The 16,036-nt window shown below is 70.9% G+C and carries 16 protein-coding genes; 3 read left to right on the top strand and 13 right to left on the bottom strand.

The window, feature by feature from the left end:
- Nucleotide 1: 1 nt before the first annotated feature.
- Nucleotides 2–487, top strand: coding sequence for a carboxymuconolactone decarboxylase family protein (locus ACZ4MH_RS10135; protein WP_351593874.1), 486 nt, complete (start codon nucleotides 2–4; stop codon nucleotides 485–487).
- Nucleotides 484–1,209, top strand: coding sequence for an isocitrate lyase/PEP mutase family protein (locus ACZ4MH_RS10140; RefSeq protein ID WP_351593877.1), 726 nt, complete (start codon nucleotides 484–486; stop codon nucleotides 1,207–1,209). The genes ACZ4MH_RS10135 and ACZ4MH_RS10140 overlap by 4 nt, the downstream gene beginning before the upstream one ends.
- A gap of 76 nt (nucleotides 1,210–1,285) precedes the next feature.
- Here the strand turns inward: ACZ4MH_RS10140 and ACZ4MH_RS10145 are convergent, their stop codons facing one another.
- Nucleotides 1,286–2,455, bottom strand: coding sequence for a trypsin-like serine peptidase (locus ACZ4MH_RS10145; protein WP_351593880.1), 1,170 nt, complete (start codon nucleotides 2,453–2,455; stop codon nucleotides 1,286–1,288).
- A 105-nt stretch (nucleotides 2,456–2,560) separates the two neighbouring features.
- On the opposite strand from ACZ4MH_RS10145, the gene ACZ4MH_RS10150 reads away from it, so the two are divergent.
- Entirely contained in the window at nucleotides 2,561–3,100 is a 540-nt protein-coding gene (locus tag ACZ4MH_RS10150; protein WP_351593883.1) for a GNAT family N-acetyltransferase, read from the top strand.
- Nucleotides 3,101–3,167: 67 nt separating this feature from the next.
- On the opposite strand, the gene ACZ4MH_RS10155 is transcribed toward ACZ4MH_RS10150, so the two are convergent.
- The 12 genes from ACZ4MH_RS10155 to ACZ4MH_RS10210 all read right to left on the bottom strand — a co-directional run bounded on the left by ACZ4MH_RS10155 (nucleotide 3,168) and on the right by ACZ4MH_RS10210 (nucleotide 16,020).
- Nucleotides 3,168–4,175, bottom strand: a complete 1,008-nt coding sequence (locus tag ACZ4MH_RS10155; RefSeq protein ID WP_351593886.1) for an ABC transporter substrate-binding protein — start codon at nucleotides 4,173–4,175, stop codon at nucleotides 3,168–3,170.
- A gap of 3 nt (nucleotides 4,176–4,178) precedes the next feature.
- Nucleotides 4,179–6,173, bottom strand: a complete 1,995-nt coding sequence (locus tag ACZ4MH_RS10160) for an ABC transporter permease (protein ID WP_467754451.1) — start codon at nucleotides 6,171–6,173, stop codon at nucleotides 4,179–4,181.
- The gene (locus ACZ4MH_RS10165; protein WP_351593889.1) at nucleotides 6,170–6,349 is read right to left on the bottom strand and encodes a hypothetical protein; all 180 of its coding nucleotides are present in this window, start codon (nucleotides 6,347–6,349) and stop codon (nucleotides 6,170–6,172) included. Before ACZ4MH_RS10165 ends, ACZ4MH_RS10160 begins: the two co-directional genes overlap by 4 nt.
- Nucleotides 6,349–7,491: a quaternary amine ABC transporter ATP-binding protein gene (locus ACZ4MH_RS10170; protein ID WP_351593892.1), complete on the bottom strand. Its 1,143-nt coding sequence runs from the start codon at nucleotides 7,489–7,491 to the stop codon at nucleotides 6,349–6,351. The genes ACZ4MH_RS10165 and ACZ4MH_RS10170 overlap by 1 nt, the downstream gene beginning before the upstream one ends.
- Nucleotides 7,491–9,053 (bottom strand): GMC family oxidoreductase, encoded by a 1,563-nt coding sequence (locus ACZ4MH_RS10175; RefSeq protein ID WP_351593894.1) that lies wholly within the window; start codon nucleotides 9,051–9,053, stop codon nucleotides 7,491–7,493. The genes ACZ4MH_RS10170 and ACZ4MH_RS10175 overlap by 1 nt, the downstream gene beginning before the upstream one ends.
- A 228-nt stretch (nucleotides 9,054–9,281) precedes the next feature.
- On the bottom strand, nucleotides 9,282–10,790 hold the full coding sequence (locus ACZ4MH_RS10180; protein ID WP_351593897.1) for an aldehyde dehydrogenase family protein: 1,509 nt from the start codon (nucleotides 10,788–10,790) through the stop codon (nucleotides 9,282–9,284).
- Nucleotides 10,791–11,005: 215 nt separating this feature from the next.
- Nucleotides 11,006–12,181 carry an amidase gene (locus ACZ4MH_RS10185; protein ID WP_351593900.1) on the bottom strand — a complete coding sequence of 392 codons (1,176 nt, stop codon included), beginning with the start codon at nucleotides 12,179–12,181 and terminating at the stop codon, nucleotides 11,006–11,008.
- Nucleotides 12,181–13,269: a bifunctional 5,10-methylenetetrahydrofolate dehydrogenase/5,10-methenyltetrahydrofolate cyclohydrolase gene (locus ACZ4MH_RS10190; protein ID WP_351593903.1), complete on the bottom strand. Its 1,089-nt coding sequence runs from the start codon at nucleotides 13,267–13,269 to the stop codon at nucleotides 12,181–12,183. Before ACZ4MH_RS10190 ends, ACZ4MH_RS10185 begins: the two co-directional genes overlap by 1 nt.
- A gap of 9 nt (nucleotides 13,270–13,278) precedes the next feature.
- Complete coding sequence (locus ACZ4MH_RS10195; protein ID WP_351593906.1) at nucleotides 13,279–13,734, bottom strand: hypothetical protein; 456 nt, start codon at nucleotides 13,732–13,734, stop codon at nucleotides 13,279–13,281.
- Between the two features lie 23 nt (nucleotides 13,735–13,757).
- On the bottom strand, nucleotides 13,758–15,194 hold the full coding sequence (locus tag ACZ4MH_RS10200; RefSeq protein WP_351593909.1) for a hypothetical protein: 1,437 nt from the start codon (nucleotides 15,192–15,194) through the stop codon (nucleotides 13,758–13,760).
- 39 nt (nucleotides 15,195–15,233) lie between these two features.
- A complete protein-coding gene (locus ACZ4MH_RS10205) occupies nucleotides 15,234–15,629 on the bottom strand; it encodes a hypothetical protein (protein WP_351593913.1) in 396 nt (131 codons plus the stop codon).
- A gap of 25 nt (nucleotides 15,630–15,654) precedes the next feature.
- Nucleotides 15,655–16,020 carry a DUF4913 domain-containing protein gene (locus ACZ4MH_RS10210; protein ID WP_351593928.1) on the bottom strand — a complete coding sequence of 122 codons (366 nt, stop codon included), beginning with the start codon at nucleotides 16,018–16,020 and terminating at the stop codon, nucleotides 15,655–15,657.
- Nucleotides 16,021–16,036 lie beyond the last annotated feature (16 nt).

Here is a 16,036-nt window from a genome sequence, read left to right on the forward strand (position 1 = left end):
CATGACGACGAACACGACGACGGGCGGGGGCGCCGGCGCGTCCGGCCCCCGCCTGAACTGGGCGGAGCTCGCCCCCGATGTCTTCCAGGCCATGGTCCGCCTGGAGACGGCCGCCAGGAAGGGCCTCGACCCCACGCTGGTCGAGCTGGTCAAGATCCGCGCCTCGCAGCTCAACCACTGCGCGTACTGCATCGACATGCACATCACGGACGCCCGCAAGGCAGGCGAGACCGAGCAGCGGATCTACTTCCTGAGCGCCTGGGAGGAGGCCGCCGGCGCGTACACGGAGAAGGAGCGGGCGGCGCTCGCGCTCACCGAGGCCGTCACCGTGCTCACCGACGGATACGTGCCGGACGAGGTGTACGAGCGGGCCGCCGCGCACTTCGAGGAGGCCGAACTGGCCCGGCTGCTCGCCCTGATCACCACCATCAACGCCTGGAACCGCTTCGGCGTGACCTGCCGGCTGACCCCCGAGTCCCTCGCGTGAGCGCCGCGGCGCTGCGCGCCCTGCACCTGCGCCGGGCGCCGGAGAACCCGCTCGTACTGCCCGGCCCGTGGGACGCGGCGAGCGCGCGGGTCTTCGCTGAGGCCGGGTTCGAGGCGCTGGCCACGCCGAGCGCGGGGATCGGCGAGTCGCTGGGGTACGGGGACGGGCACACCCCGCCGGACGAGATGTTCGCGGCGATCGCCCGGATCACCCGGGCCGTCGACGTGCCGGTCACCGCAGACGTGGAGGCCGGGTACGGCCTGCCCGCCAAGGAGCTGGTCGAACGGCTGCTGGACGCGGGCGCGGTGGGCTGCAATCTGGAGGACTCGGACGCGGCGACCGGCACCCTGCGCGATCCCGAGCGGCAGGCCGAGTGGCTGGCCGAGGTGCGGTCCGCCGCCGGGGACGCGCTGGTGATCAACGCCCGTATCGACACCTTCCTGCGCGGGGAGACCGGGGCCGCACCGGCCGTGGCGCGCGGTCTGCGGTACGTCGCCGCGGGCGCCGACTGCGTGTACCCGATCCTCGCCCCGCCGGAGCTGCTGGCCGAGCTGGCCGACGCCATCGGCGCACCGGTCAACGCCCTCGCGGTGCCGAACGGCCCGTCCCCCCGCGCCCTGGGCGCCGCCGGCGCCTCCCGCGTCACCTTCGGCGGCGGACTCCAGCACCGGGCCATGGAGACACTGCGCGCGGTGGCGACGGAGCTGCGGTCGGGCAGCTGAACGCAAGGCGCGGCCGCCTCCGTACGAGTCCGTACGGAGGCGGCCGCGTCTCGTGCCTACCGCGCCCCGCGGCCCGTCACTGTCCCGCGTACTTCTTGCTGATCGCGTCGAAGACGCCCTTCGCTTCCGCGCCGAGGTGCGGGCCGGCCAGCCAGGTGTGGTCCAGGGAGCCGATGGAGCTGTTGGAGACCAGGGAGAGTTCGCCGTTGTGGTCGGTGAGCCAGCCGCCGCCGGAGGTGCCGCCCGTCATGGTGCAGCCGATCCAGTGCATGGCGGGGGTGCCCTGGGCCATCGTCAGCCGCACCGGGCGGTCGAGGCAGTTCATCATCTTCGCGCCGTCGTACGGGGGCGCCGCCGGGTAGCCGATGGCCTTCGTGGAGCCGAGGCCGGTCACGCCGCTGCCCGAGGGGGCGCCGAACCAGACCGGTACGGAGGCGCCGACGGTCTCCTCCAGGGACTTGCCGCCGCCGTCCTCCGGCTTCACGTGCAGCACGGCGAAGTCGTAGGCGGACGCGGCGTTGCCGCTGTGGCCGCCACCGTCGATCCACTGCGAGGAGGTCTGCGACCAGTCCGCCCACCAGGTGCCGTACGGGGTGACGTTCTGCTGCGAGGAGGCGGAGACCTGCTTCGCGGGCAGCCCGTTGTCGTTGTACGAGGGCACGAAGACGATGTTGCGCATCCAGCCGCCGTCCCTGCCGGAGTGCACGCAGTGGCCCGCGGTCCACACCAGGTTGGACTTCCCCGGGTTGGCCGGGTCGGCGACGACGGTGCCGGAGCAGACCATCGGGCCGTCGGGGCTGTCGAAGAAGATCTTCCCGATGGGCGCCATGTGCTGGTGGTACGGGCGCTCGACCTGCTGCGCGGTCACCGGGCGCGGCTCGGGGTCGGTGGAGCTCGGACCGCTGCCCGTGCCGGTGCTCTGCGAGGTCACCGCGGGGGCGTCCGCGGCCTTCGCCATCCGGGACGGCTTCCACAGGTCCTTGATGACCGGGTTGGCGAACTCGGACGCCTTGCGGGCCCAGGTGTCCTTGTCCCAGTCCTTCCAGCCGCCCTGTTCCCACTTCTTCAGCGAGTCCAGGCTGTGGGGCAGGCCGTTGGGGAGCTTGGGCCCCCCGGACGTGCCGCCGTTCTCCGCCGCGCTGTCCTGGCCCGCGGCCTTGGTGTCCTCGGGCCCGCAGGCGGTGGCGGTGACGAGCAGCGCGGCGACCGCCACGGCGGCTGCTGCGGTACGGCGTATGGATGGCATGGAGTTGTGCTCCCCCTGGTAACCACTGTTTTGTCATGCCCCCATTCAGGGGCGGGCCCCTACTATGCCGCCAAGGAGTGGTTGACGCGCGAGTAGGGGACTGTGATGCACGTCTTACTGGAGACGGAACGGCTGCGTTTGCGCGCTTTCACCGGGGCGGACCTGGACAATCTGCGTGAGCTGCACGCAGATCCCGAAGTCATGCGATTTCTGGACAGCGGTCAGCCGGCGCCCGAGGTGCTCGTCGCGCAGTATGCGCGCCCCGCTCCTTTCGGATACTGGGTCGCCGAGGAACGGACCACCGCGGCATTTCTCGGCTGGTTCGAATTCCGGCCCGTGCGGGACGGCCGTACGGACGAGGTCGAGCTGGGATACCGGCTCCGGCGCGCCGCCTGGGGGCGGGGTTACGCGACGGAGGGCTCCCGGGCGCTGCTCCGCAAGGGCTTCGCGGAGCTGGGCGTCGAGCGCGTGACGGCCACAACGATGGCGGTGAACACCGGGTCCCGGCGGGTGATGGAGAAATGCGGGCTGCGGTATGTCCGTACGTTCCACGAGGAATGGGCCGACCCGCTGCCGGGTGCCGAACACGGTGATGTCGAATACGCGCTGACCGCCGCGGAATGGCGACGGCCGGGCACCCCATGAGGGACGCCCGGCCGCTTACCGCGCACTCGCTCACCGCATACTCGCGGCAGCGCCGCTTCTCAACGGGTCACTTCCGCGGAATCCACTTCTTCCAGATGTCCGGGTTCTTCTTCACCCAGCTCGCGGCCGCTTCGTCCGCGGGCATGTGCTTGTCGGCGATGAGCTCCGAGACGTAATTCTGGTCGTCCACCGTCCACTTGAAGTTCTTCAGGAACTTCGCGGCCGAGCTGTTGCCCTTGGCGAAGTCCGCGTTGAAGAACTTCTTCAGCGGAGTCTTCGGATAGGCACAGTCGATCGTGGTCGGATCCTTCGTGCCCTTGTCCGCGCAGTCCTTCGTGTACTTCGGAAGCTTGACTTCCTTCAGCGGCAGCTGGTTGAAGAGCCAGTGCGGCTCGTACCAGTACGTCAGGAAGGGCTTCTTCTCCTTGGCGAACTGCTGCATCTGCGTGATCTGGGCCGCCTCGGACCCGGCGAAGACCACCTCGTAATCCAGCTTGAGGTTCTTCACCAGGGCCTTGTCATTGGTGACATAGGACGGCGAGCCGTCCATCAGCTGGCCCTTGTCGCCGCTCTCGGCGGTCTTCAGCTGCTTGGCGTACTTGTTGAGGTTCTTCCAGTTCAGTACGTCCGGGTGCTTGTCCGCCCAGTACTTGGGGACCCACCAGCCGATGTGTCCTTCGACGCCCAGATCGCCGCCGCGGGCGACGGTCTTCTTGTCGTCGATGTACAGCTTCTCCTGGTCGGGGTGGCCCCAGTCCTCCATGATGGCGTCGACGCGGCCCTGGCTGAGCGCGTCCCAGGCCGGGGTCTCGTCCACCTGCACGGTGTCGACCCGGTAGCCCAGCTCGTGCTCCAGCAGGTACTTGGCGACCGCCACATTGGACTGCGCGCCCACCCACGTCTGCACCGACAGCGTGACCGTCTTGGTGCCGGCCGCCGCCGCGAACGGGGAGGTCTGCTTGGTCATGTCGGCCTTGCCGCAGCCGCTGAGGGACAGCAGCAGCGCCCCGGCCAGCGCGGTCGCGCCGGCGGCCTTCGTGAGCGTCCGCGGACGCATGGTGCCCGTACGGAACATGGCTCAGGCTCCCTTCTGCGCGCGGCGTTCGGTCGGCTGGGTGACCCGGTCGACCATCAGGCCCAGGCCGACGATCGCGATACCGGCGATCATGCCGAGGCCCAGGTCGCCCTTGGCCAGACCGGCGACCACGTCGTAACCGAGCGCGCCACCGCCCACCAGGCCGCCGATGATGACGACGGCGAGGACGAGCACGACGCCCTGGTTGACCGCCAGGAGCAGCGCGGGGCGGGCCAGCGGGAGCTGGACCTGGCGCAGCTGCTGCCAGCGGGTGGCGCCGAGCGAGCGCGCGGACTCCATGGCGGCCGGGCTGACCTGGCGCAGGCCCTGGGTGGTGATGCGGATGACGGCGGGCAGCGCGTAGACGACGGCCGCCGCGGAGGCCGGGGCGCGGCCCACGCCGAACAGCGCGACCACCGGGATCAGATACACGAACTGCGGCATGGTCTGGCAGACGTCCAGGACCGGGCGCAGGATCGCCTCCATACGGGCGCTGCCGGCGGCCAGTACACCCACGCCGACACCGACGACGAGCGTGACGACCAGGGCGGCCAGCACCTGCGAGAGGGTGTTCATGGACGGCACCCAGACGCCCAGGACGCCGATGACTGCCAGGGCGAGCGTCGCGGTCAGCGCCGTACGCCAGGTACCGATCAGCCAGGCCAGCGCGGCGACGATCAGCAGCGCGCCCCACCAGGGCAGCGCCGTGAGGCCGTCGCGCAGCGGGTTGAGCACCCAGGAGGTGAAGGCCGCGGCCCAGTCGGCGGTGCCGCCGATGACGGGGATGCCGGAGTAGAGGTGGTCGACCATCCACTCCTTGAAGTTGTTCACCGGCGGGGCGATGTCGACCACCGAGGCGGTCGGCCAGACCAGCGAGCCGGTGACCCGGCCCACGACGGCCGCGAGCGCGGTGACGACGGCGACGGCGGGCCAGACGAACCGGCCGCGCAGCCAGGCGGGGCCGCTGCCCTGATCGGCGCCGAGCCGCTCGCCGGCCTTCGCGGTGGTGCGGTCCATGACGACGGCCAGCAGGACGATCGGGATGGAGGCGGCGAGCGCGGCACCGACGTCGACGGAGGCCAGCGCCTGGTACACGCGGTCACCGAGACCGGCCGCGCCGATCATCGAGGCGATCACGACCATGGACAGCGCCATCATGATCGTCTGGTTGATGCCGAGCAGCAGTTCCTTGCGGGCCAGCGGCAGCCGGGCGGTCAGCAGCCGCTGCCGGCCGGTCGCGCCGAGCGAGGCGACGGCCTCCAGCACACCGGCGTCGGCGCCGCGCAGGCCGAGGGCGGTGAGCCGGGCCATCGGCGGGGCCGCGTAGATCACGGTGGCGAGCAGCGCCGCGGGGACGCCCATGCCGAAGACCATGACGAACGGCAGCAGATACGCGAACGCGGGCAGCACCTGCATGGTGTCCAGGACCGGCCGCAGGATGCGGAACATCCGGTCCGAGAGGCCGCCGATGAGGCCGAGCAGCGCGCCCACGGCGATCGAGGCGAGCACCGAGACGGCCATCAGCGCGATGGTCTGCATGGTCGGCACCCACATCCCGAGGACGCCACTGACCAGCAGGGAGATCAGCGCGGTCGCGGCGATGCGCAGGCCGGCGACGCGCCAGGCGACGAGGGTGACGAGGGCGGTCACGCCGGTCCAGCCCAGGGTGAGCAGGAGGAGGTAGACAGCGCGTACGGAGATGACCGCGGCGTTGCTGAGGTGGCCGAGGAAGTAGACGAAGAGCCAGTGAGAATCGCGGTTGTCCACGATCCAGGTGCTGGCGTCGCCGAACGGACCGGTGAGGTCGACGGTCAGCGCGTGCGGCCAGACGCCGCTCGCCCACTTGGCGTTGACGAGGGGGGCGAGGACGGCCGCGGCGACGGCGAGGATCAGCAGCTTGCCGAGGGCGCCGTGGCGCAGGGAGGCGGTGAGGCGGGCCGCGCGCGGCGAGGCGGCGGCCGGTGCGGTGGTCGCGGGGCTGGTCGTGGCGGCACTCACACGCGCCCCCGCTTCGCGGTACCGGTGGGCACGTTCAGCGCGGCGGCGCGCTGCGCTTCGTGCCAGTACCGGCGGGCCACTGCACGCAGCCCTCGCAGGGTCAGCGGCCGGGCGGCCGCGGGGCGGGCTCTGAGGTTCAGCGTCACGGGGACCGTGGGGACGGTACGGGGGTGCATCAGGCGACCGCCTTCCCGTGGTCGGCGACGCCCTTGTCGGGCGCGTCCTCGTCGAGCCGGGCCACGACGTTGAGCAGGCACTCGTGGTCCACGATGCCCAGGCAGCGGCCGTCCTCGACGACGCGCGCCGCGCCGCCGGAGCGGACCACGGCCTCGATGGCGTCGGAGATCAGCGTGTCGGGGGCGAGCGCGGCGCCGTCCTCGGCCTCGCCGGACTCGGCGGGCCGCATGGCGCGGCGCACGGTCAGCACCTGCTCGCGGGGCACGTCGCGGACGAAGTCGCGTACGTACTCGTCGGCCGGCGAGCCGACGATCTCCTCGGGGGTGCCGAGCTGGACGATCTTCCCGTCCCGCATCAGGGCGATGCGGTCGCCGAGCAGCAGGGCCTCGGCGAGGTCGTGGGTGATGAAGACCATCGTGCGGCCCTCCTCCTTGTGCAGGCGGATGACCTCCTCCTGCATGTCGCGCCGGATGAGCGGGTCCAGCGCGCTGAAGGGCTCGTCGAAGAGCAGGATCTCGGGGTCGACGGTGAGCGCGCGGGCCAGGCCGACGCGCTGCTGCTGACCGCCGGAGAGCTGGCCGGGCTTGCGCTGCTCCAGGCCGTCGAGGCCGACCTTCTCGATCGTCTCCATGGCCTTGGCGCGGCGTTCGGCCTTGCCGACGCCCTGGATCTCCAGGCCGTACGCGACGTTGTCCAGCACCGAGCGGTGCGGGAGCAGGCCGAAGTGCTGGAAGACCATGGCGGCGCGGTGCCGGCGCAGCTCGCGCAGCGCGGACCGGTCCATGCCGCGCACGTCCTCGCCGTCCATCTCCAGGTCGCCGCTGGTCGGCTCGATGAGCCGGGTCAGGCAGCGGACCAGGGTGGACTTGCCGGACCCGGAGAGGCCCATGACGACGAAGACCTCGCCCTTCCTGACGTCGAAGGAGACGTCACGGACGGCGGCGGTGCAGCCGGTCTGCTCGCGCAGCTCCTGCGCGGAGAGCTCGGTGAGGGAGGCGTCCTCCGGCACCTTCTCGGCCTTGGGCCCGAAGACCTTCCACAGGTGACGGACCGCGAAGACCGCGTCCTGCTCCGCCTGCGAACCGGTGGGCGTGGTGGGGGACTTCTCGGTGCCGGATGCGTCGACGACGGTGCTGGCCATCACGCATCACCTCCCTGGGTCGGGGTCTCGGTGAGGATTTCGGCGCACTTCTCCCCCACCATCAGCACGCCGATCATCGGGTTCACGGCGGGCATCGTCGGGAAGACGGACGCGTCCGCGATACGGATACCGTTCAGACCGCGGATCTTCAACTGCGGGTCGACGACAGCCAGTTCGTCGTCGATGGCACCCATCTTGCAGGTACCGGCCGGGTGGTACACGGTGTGTGCGGCCTTGCGGACCAGTTCGCTGATCTCCGCGTCGTCGGTGACGTCGGGGCCGGGGAAGACCTCGCGCTTGAGCCACTTGGCGAACGGCTCGGCCTGCGCGACCTTCCGCGCCAGCTTGATGCCGTCGACGAGGGTCTGCCCGTCGTAGTCGCCCTCGTCCTCGAAGTACTTGAAGTCCAGCGCGGGCTTGACCTCGGGGTCGGCGGAGGTCAGGTAAAGACGGCCGCGCGCGCGGGACTTGGGGATGTTCGGGGTCATCGACACGCCGTGCTCGGGGCGTTCGTAGCCCATCCGCTCGGGGTTGTCGGTGAAGGGGATCTGGTAGAAGTGGAACATCAGGTCCGGGCCCTTGTGGTCCGGGTCCCGCTTCACGAACAGGCCCGCGTCGGAGTCCATCGCGGAGTTGCCGGGGAGCGGACCATTGGTCTCCCAGACGATGACCGACTCGGGGTGGTCGATCAGGTTCTCGCCGACGCCCGGCAGGTCGAGCACGCACTCGATGCCCAGCGCCTCCAGGTCCTTCTTCGGACCGATGCCGGAGTGCAGCAGCAGCCGCGGGGTGTCCACCGCGCCGGCGCAGACCAGCACCTCGCGCCCGGCCTCCAGGTAGATCTCCTCGCCGTCCTTGGTACGGACGTGCACGCCGCGCGCCGTCGTACCGTCCAGCTCCAGCTTGTACGCCCAGGTCTCCAGCAGCAGCGTCAGGTTCGGCCGGTCACCGGCCTCCATGTGCGGGTGCAGGTAGGCGACCGAAGCGGACGACCGCTTGTTGTTCTCCGGGTGGTAGGAGAGATCGAAGAACCCGACACCCTCCTCGAACGGCTGATCGTTGAAGCCCACGACCTCGGGAACATCCAGGGCGTCCTTGACGGCCTCGATCCAGTCCGTCGCGATCTGGTTCTGGTCCTTCTTCGCCACCCGCACGATGTTGTTGCGGAGCTTGCCGAAGTACGGGTCCATCGCCTTGGCGTTCCAGCCGGCGGCGCCCGCCTCCTCCCACTCGTCCCAGTCGGACGGCAGCGGCTTGAAGGAGATCAGGGTGTTGTGCGACGAGCAGCCGCCGAGGACCTTGGCGCGGCTGTGCAGGATGTGCGAGTTGCCGCGCGGCTGCTCGGTGGTCGTGTACTCGTAGTCCAGCTCGCCGCCGAGCAGGCCGAGCCACTTGCGCAGCGTCAGCACGTCCTCGCGGTCGATGTCGGAGGGGCCGCCCTCGATGACGGCGACGGTGACGTCGGGGTCCTCGGTCAGGCGGGAGGCGATCACCGATCCTGCGGTGCCACCGCCGACGATCACATAGTCCGCGGACATCTTCTTCGCTGCTGCGGGAGACATGGGTAGCTCCTTGTGTTTTCCAAAGTTCGAGCGGCTGCGCAGTGCTTGGGAGCGGGTGCGCTCGGCGGGGCTGCGGATCCGCTGGGCCGCTTCGTCGCGGCCGGGGAAGTACGGGGGGCGGGCCGGGCCTTCGGGAGATGGGGTGGCCGGGCCCGCTTCGGAGGGGCGGACAGCGGGTGGCCGGGCGGGCTGCGGGGTGCCGCCGCCCGCCCGGTCACCGCGGACTCGTCAGCCCGCGAACCAGCGCACCGGCTCCGGGCGCAGGTTCTCGTAGATGTGCTTGCTCTCGCGGTACTCGTCCAGGCCGGCCGGGCCCAGCTCGCGGCCGACGCCGGACTTGCCCATGCCGCCCCACTCCGCCTGCGGGAGGTAGGGGTGGTAGTCGTTGATCCAGACGGTGCCGTGGCGCAGCCGCGCCGCGACGCGGCGGGCGCGCGCGGTGTCGCCGGACCACACCGCACCGGCCAGGCCGTACTCAGTGTCGTTGGCGAGCTCGACGGCCTCGTCCTCGGTGGTGAAGGTCTCCACCGTCAGGATCGGCCCGAAGGTCTCCTCGCGGACGACCTTCATGCCGCGGTGGCAGTTGTCCAGGACGGTCGGCAGGTAGAAGTAGCCGCCCTCGGGGCGGACATCGGACGGCTTGGGGCGGGAACCGCCGCAGCGCAGCCGTGCGCCCTCCTCCATCGCGGACTCGACGTACGCCTCGACCTTGTCCAGCTGCTGCTGGGAGACGAGCGGGCCGCACTCGACGCCCTCTTCGGTGCCCCGGCCGAGCTTGATGCGCTCGGCGCGGCGGGCCAGCTCGGCGACGAAGCGGTCCTTGACCGAGGCCTGGACGATCAGCCGGGCACCGGCCGAGCAGACCTGGCCGCTGTGGATGAAGGCGGCGTTCAGCGCCTGGTCGACGGCGGTGTCGAACTCCTCGTCCGTGGAGCAGGCGTCCGCGAAGACCACGTTGGGGTTCTTGCCGCCCAGCTCCAGCGCGACCTTCTTGGCGCCGGAGATCGCGGCCGCGCCCGCCTTCGTACCGCTGACCAGCCCACCGGTGAACGAGAACAGGTCCACGTCCGGGTGCTCGGCGAGCCGCTGCCCCACGGGCACGCCCGCGCCCGTGACGATGTTCGCGACACCGGCCGGCAGCCCGGCCTCCACCAGCAGCTTCACCAGATGCACGGTGGACATCGGCGTGACCTCGCTGGGCTTGATCACGAAGGTGTTGCCGGCCGCCAGCGCGGGGGCGACCTTCCAGCTGGCCTGCAGCAGCGGGTAGTTCCAGGGCGTGATCATCGCGCACACGCCCACCGGCTCGTACACGACGACGCTGTGCACGTCCTCGCTGCCCGCGTCCACGACCCGCCCGCCGCTCTCGTTCATCACGAGGTCGGCGAAGTACCGGAAGGCGTTGGTGACGTCGTCGACGTCGACCCGGCCCTCTTCCAGGGTCTTGCCGGTGTCCCGGCTCTCGATCAGCGCGATCTCCTCGCGGTCCCGCTGCAGGAGATCCGCGACGCGGCGCAGCAGCGCGGCCCGCTCGGCGGCAGCCGTGCGCGGCCACTCACCGGCCCCGCCGCCGAATGCCCGGGACGCGGCGGCGACCGCCGCGTCCACGTCCTCGACGCCGCCTTCCGACACGACTGCCAGTACCGTCGCATCGGCGGGGTCGAGGACCTCCCGCGTGGCGTCGGATGCGGCGCCACGCCACACCCCGTCTACGTGAATGGTCTCGATTGCCGACACGTCCGCTCAGCCCTTCACTTCCACTTGCCGTTTGTGCCCGCTGGTCACGCCAGCAACATCGACCCCTCCCCCCTTATGTGTTCCTCATGCGCAGAGGTTCACGAAAAGTGATGGGGGTCACCTGCCCAAGGGCTTAATATCCCCCTTTGCGGTATTTACAGGAGGCCGCGATTCCTCTGGGTGATCAGCGTTCGGCACCCGATCCAGCTGCGATGTCACGGCTTGGCCAGGCGCGGACACAGACCGGCATGCGTCTCCGCCGCATGGGCGACATCGAGAAGCAGGCGCTCGGATCCGTGTGCCGCCACGACTTGCAGGCCTACCGGACAGCCATCCGTACCGAAGCCCGCCGGGATGCTCACCGCTGGGTGCCCACTGAGGTTGAACGCCCAGGTCAGTGCCGTGCTGTAGCGATCACCCGGCCCATCATGACCATGCGGCTGATTCGGGGTGACCGGAGTCAGCAGGAGCTGGGCCCGTGCGAAGACCGCCGAGAGACGAAGGTCGTTGTCGGCCCGGACCGCCGCCGCGGCGGCCGGGGCCTCGCCAGGTGCGCGCAGGGAGAGCCAGGCACGCCCCGGGTCGACAAGATCCACCGTGCCGTCCTCGGCCAGCCGTACGACTCCTGCCTCGGCCAGCCGCCCTGCCGCGCGGTGGGCGATCGCGGCCGGCTCCGGGTCCGGCTCGGCAAAGCCCAGGTCGGCGGACCATACGGCGGTGGCGGGAAACTCCGTACCGGCTGCGCCGTGCTCGTCTCCACGCACACAGCGCCAGTACGCCATGGCGTCCAAAGCGGACCGTGTGAGCACTCCGGGAGCGGCGAGCCCCGTGCGGTCCGGTGAGGGGAGCAGGCCGTTGGTGATCTTCAAGCCGAACACCCCGCACCAGGCGGCCGGGATACGCACCGAACCCGCGCCGTCGCTGCCTGTTGCCAGCGGCACCAGCCCGGCCGCCACCGCGGCGGCGGAGCCGGCCGAGGAGCCGCCGGGGGTCCGGTCCGAGCGCCAGGGATTGCGGGTGCGTCCGGCCTGCCCCATCCCCCAGGTCTGCCAGGGGGTACCGGGCCCTGGCACGGACGTCGCCCCGAGCGGCACGCAGCCCGCCGCCGTCAAGGCCCGCGCGGCGACGGACCGCACACCTCGGACGCCTTTGACGCCCAGGGGCACCCCCGCGAACGGCAGTCGTGTTCCCGCGGCCACCAGACGGTCGACCTCGCGCGCCCGGATGAGCGCCTCGCCCCGCCATACCTCGGTGAACGCATGGAGATCCGGATCGACGTGCTCGATCCGTGCCAGCGCGGCGGAAACGACCTCGCGGGCGCTGAGGTCTCCCGCCTGCACGGCCGCGGCGACCTGACCGGCGGTGAGCGATCCGTACGCTTCCGGGTGCATCAGCGGCCATGCCCGCCGGAAGGCCCCGACGGCGGGCGGGGAATGTGCGGGCGCGCCGGCGCGGCTTGCGGACGCGCCGCCGACTGCCCGGCCGCCGGTGCGGCCTGCGGCCCCTGCATGGACCGGCTCCTGAGCCTGGCGGCCTGGGCCACCGGGGCCTTGGGCCCCTGCGCCGCGCCGGCGCTGTTCGTGGCCTGTGCCTGGGCGGACTGTTCGCGGTTCAGGTACGGCTTCGCCGCCACCTGCCACGGTGTGACGTGGGGATCCACCTCCTTGCGCACCACCCGTTCCATGAGCGTGGCCATCTCCACCGGTCCGATACCTCCGGGCACCGGCGTGAGGTGTTGCGGGATGTCGTAGGCCTCGCGGCGCACGTCACCGCGCACGCTGCCGTCCGGCTGCGGCACGAACCCCGAGTCGACCACCAGCCGGTGATGCGGCCGCAGGTGTTCCGGCCCGAGGATGCCCGGGTTGCCGGTGACCGAGACGACGATGTCGGCGTCCCGGACCCGGGTCAGGTCGTCCCCCGCGTCGAGCTCGATGGGACGGTGGCCGTTCTCCTTCAGCTGAGTCACCACGCCCTGGCCCACGAACCCCTTGGCGCCCACGACCGCGATGGTCGGGTTGTCCTGCGCGAAGGGCTCGACCACCCGGCAGATGCCTTCAGCCGTGGCACAGGCCCGGTAAGGGGACCGGTCCTTCAGGAGGGCATCGATGTCCTTCTGCGGGTCCATCCGCTGCACCAGCGGCATCAGGTGGGCCGGCGGGGGGAACTGCACAATGATCGCGCGGGTGTCGGCATCCCGGTTGCACTGCTCCAGAACGCCGGCGAACCGGGCACGGTCGGTATCCGGAGGCAGGACTATGTGGTCCGCTCGGAAGCCCAGATGCTCGAAGCTCTTCACCTTCTGCTCCGCGGACACCCTGGAGGCCTGAAGCCGCGCCTGCCATTCGGGCGGATCGGTCGCGGCAGGCTCGAAACGGATGATCGCCACCCGCTTGCCGGTGGGCTCCACGACATCCTTGTAGTGCTGGTACAGAGAACGGGCCTGCCCCAGCACCTCCCTGCCCGATACGTGTTCGGTCATCTGCAGCCGTCAGCCCTGGTGGCCCAGAGCGGTCAGCACCTGCGCGACCGGATCCAGGTGCCACCCCTTGAGCAGCGTGTCCACCTCCTGTACGGACAGCGGCTTGTCACCCCGCAAGTCGTCCTGGTGCCCGCTGTCGGCATCGCCGGTGACGTTGATGCGGTGGAAAGTCTCCGGACCGGTGGGATCGTTGTATGAGAACTGCCCGAAGTGGGCGATCCAGACGACATTCCCCAGGTCCTGCGCCAGCTGATCCTGCAGCGCGGGCACCACGGCGTCGGCCACGCTGCCGAAGTCGTCGGTGACGCCTCGGTCGGTGGGGTTGCTCGCCAGTTCGGACACGACGACGACCGTCTGCCGGGCCGCCGGGTCGTGGGCCGCGCGGACCAGGGAGTGAGCGGCTCCGGCCCGGCGATGCCGCCAGTGGACGATGCCTGTGAAGCGATGGACGGACGCGTGATTCATGGGTACTCCTGCAGAGATGTGCTTCAGCGGTTCTTGAGTACTGAGACGAGCAGCCCCGCACCGTTGTTCCGGGTGACGAAGAGGCCCGAGTCCCGCAGGGGCTGCAGGGGGAGCTCCGTACCGATGGGCAGGGCCTTGACCGTTCCGTCAGAGCTCCGCACCTCGGCGACGGTGCCTTCCGTGTCGGCGGACGGGACGGCGCCGTAGGCGGTGCCGTCGTCGCGGATCGCGCGGATCAGGACGCCCTTGCGGTTCTCGTCGCCCGCGAGGCAGGTGCCCTTGCGGTCGCGGGTGTCGAAGAGGACGGTCCCGTACGCCACGTACCGGCCGTCGGGCGATGCCACGGGCTCGGGCTCGTCCGAGCTGTCCAGCGAAGTGAGATCGGGCCCGCCGCACGCGGTACTCGCCTGGATCCGGCCGGTCTTCGCGTCGTGCACGGACCAGATCCGGTCGTCCTCCGCGTCCTCCCCCTCGGGGGCCCATTCGGCGACGAGACGGGTACCGATCGTGCCGACGACCTCGCCGTTGCGGTTGCCGCTCGCGCGGAGGGGGCCGGTGGCGGCACCGTCCGGGGTCACGTCCTGGCTGCTCCACTGCCCCGGCACCTCGAAGCCGCCGTCCAGTTCGCTGGTAGCGACCGGGCCGTCGGCCGTGATCGCCGCGACCTGAGCCGTACACCCCTCGACGTCGCAATCGACGCCCAGCTTGCTGCCGTTGCCGTAACTCGTGACCTTGCCGCTCTCCATGTCCACCGAGGCGCCGAACGTCGCGTAGCCGTGCCACGTGACGACGAGTCCCGCACCGCCGTCCCGGACGTGGAGGTCCTCGGGCTGGGCGCTGACGATGGGGTCGCTGTCGTCATCGTTCTTGAGGGGCACGGAGACACGGTGCGTCGGGGCGACGCTCTTGCCGGCAGCGTCGAGGGGAAAGATCTCCAGCTCGACGACTTCCCTGCCGTTGTTCAGTTCGTCCCTGCCCCGGACGCCATGAGCCCAGGCGACCACGTAGTCGTGGCCGTCCTGATGCACCGTCGTCAGGCCGGGAAGCTCCGCGTCGCCGCTCTGGTACTGGCTCGAGTCGGCCACTTCCGACAGCGGAGTCGGCGGGCTCCACGGCTTGCCGGTCCACTCGACGGCACCGGACGAGGCGTTCCGCACCTGGACCGCGTAGCCGGTCTCGTCGACCGCGGTCAGATAGGCGACCCTGTTGGCCGGTCCCGACGCGGCCACCGGTACGGAGGTCGGCTCCTCCGGGAGCCAGGTGAGCTTCTGCTGCCACCCCTCGCGGCCTTGGTAACCGGAGGGCGCGGTGATCTCCGTGAGCGGTTCGGCCGTCGCGCCGCCGCGCTCGTTCTTGCCGTTCTTCCCGGAATCCTTGGGAGTGGCGGTACTCCCGTCGCCGCACCCGGCCAGGAACGCTCCGGCCAACACCACACTCAACAGCGCCTTTGCGCTACGCACGAACGTCCTCACTTCTCTGTACGGATCTGTACGGGCTGGTCAGCGGGATCGGGCCGGGCCCGGTGGGAGCCGACGGGGGGTGCGGGCCGCGACGCCCTGCGGTGTACGGGAGGGTGGGTCCGTCCGACGTCTCGACGGCGGTTCGGCCGCCTTCTTCGGGGCGGGTTCTTCCTCGTGGAGCAGCTGTGCGGCGATGGCGAGCGCTTCCTCCAGCGTGGCGAAGAGGGTCCTGGGCGGAGTGGACTCCCCGCTCGTCGGGAAGCCCACCGACACCCGCCACAGCCCCTGCGCGTGCTCCACCACAACGGTGCGTCCACCGAGCCGAAGCTCGATGACGACGCCGCCGGCGGGCTCCTCCCGTACCTCGGCGACCGAAGTCCCGCCCACGATCCTGTGGACGGCCGCGGCCAGCCGGCTCAGGTCTGTCCGGCCCATCCGGCCCCCTCGCTCCGGTACCCGGTCATCCGTCGTACGCGTCGACCTCCGGTGCGGCCTTCGCCCGGTGTGCGCCGGCCTTGCAGCCCGCGAAAGGGCCCGCAGGGTCGCGGAGTTCGAGCATGGTCGGGCCGAGGTGGTCGCGATGCCACACCGCGGGCCCGCTGGCCCCCGATGCCGGATCGGTGAGCTCCTGCCACGCGAGCCAGAGGGCGTGCAGCCGGGCCACCGCCTCCTGGTGCTCCCACCAGCGGGGACACCAGGGGGCCTGGGAGCGGGGCTCACGGCCGTACACCGGCACCAGCAGGCCGTTGACCCACAGGGCGAGCTGCCGGAGTTCCTCCGCGTACTCCTCACCCTCCAGGTAGAGAATGAAGGGCGGGGCCTGCATGTCGACGTCACCACCG

The sequence above is a fragment of the Streptomyces sp. NPDC026301 genome, assembly GCF_055567935.1.

Bases quoted from the DNA above. Each gene is read 5' to 3' on its own strand.
- ACZ4MH_RS10155 (WP_351593886.1), bottom strand. From the start codon at position 4,175: ATGTTCCGTACGGGCACCATGCGTCCGCGGACGCTCACGAAGGCCGCC.
- ACZ4MH_RS10165 (WP_351593889.1), bottom strand. From the start codon at position 6,349: ATGCACCCCCGTACCGTCCCCACGGTCCCCGTGACGCTGAACCTCAGA.
- ACZ4MH_RS10190 (WP_351593903.1), bottom strand. From the start codon at position 13,269: ATGACCGAACACGTATCGGGCAGGGAGGTGCTGGGGCAGGCCCGTTCT.
- ACZ4MH_RS10210 (WP_351593928.1), bottom strand. From the start codon at position 16,020: ATGCAGGCCCCGCCCTTCATTCTCTACCTGGAGGGTGAGGAGTACGCG.
- ACZ4MH_RS10145 (WP_351593880.1), bottom strand. From the start codon at position 2,455: ATGCCATCCATACGCCGTACCGCAGCAGCCGCCGTGGCGGTCGCCGCG.
- ACZ4MH_RS10175 (WP_351593894.1), bottom strand. From the start codon at position 9,053: ATGTCTCCCGCAGCAGCGAAGAAGATGTCCGCGGACTATGTGATCGTC.
- ACZ4MH_RS10205 (WP_351593913.1), bottom strand. From the start codon at position 15,629: ATGGGCCGGACAGACCTGAGCCGGCTGGCCGCGGCCGTCCACAGGATC.
- ACZ4MH_RS10170 (WP_351593892.1), bottom strand. From the start codon at position 7,491: ATGGCCAGCACCGTCGTCGACGCATCCGGCACCGAGAAGTCCCCCACC.
- ACZ4MH_RS10185 (WP_351593900.1), bottom strand. From the start codon at position 12,181: ATGCACCCGGAAGCGTACGGATCGCTCACCGCCGGTCAGGTCGCCGCG.
- ACZ4MH_RS10195 (WP_351593906.1), bottom strand. From the start codon at position 13,734: ATGAATCACGCGTCCGTCCATCGCTTCACAGGCATCGTCCACTGGCGG.
- ACZ4MH_RS10135 (WP_351593874.1), top strand. From the start codon at position 2: ATGACGACGAACACGACGACGGGCGGGGGCGCCGGCGCGTCCGGCCCC.
- ACZ4MH_RS10150 (WP_351593883.1), top strand. From the start codon at position 2,561: ATGCACGTCTTACTGGAGACGGAACGGCTGCGTTTGCGCGCTTTCACC.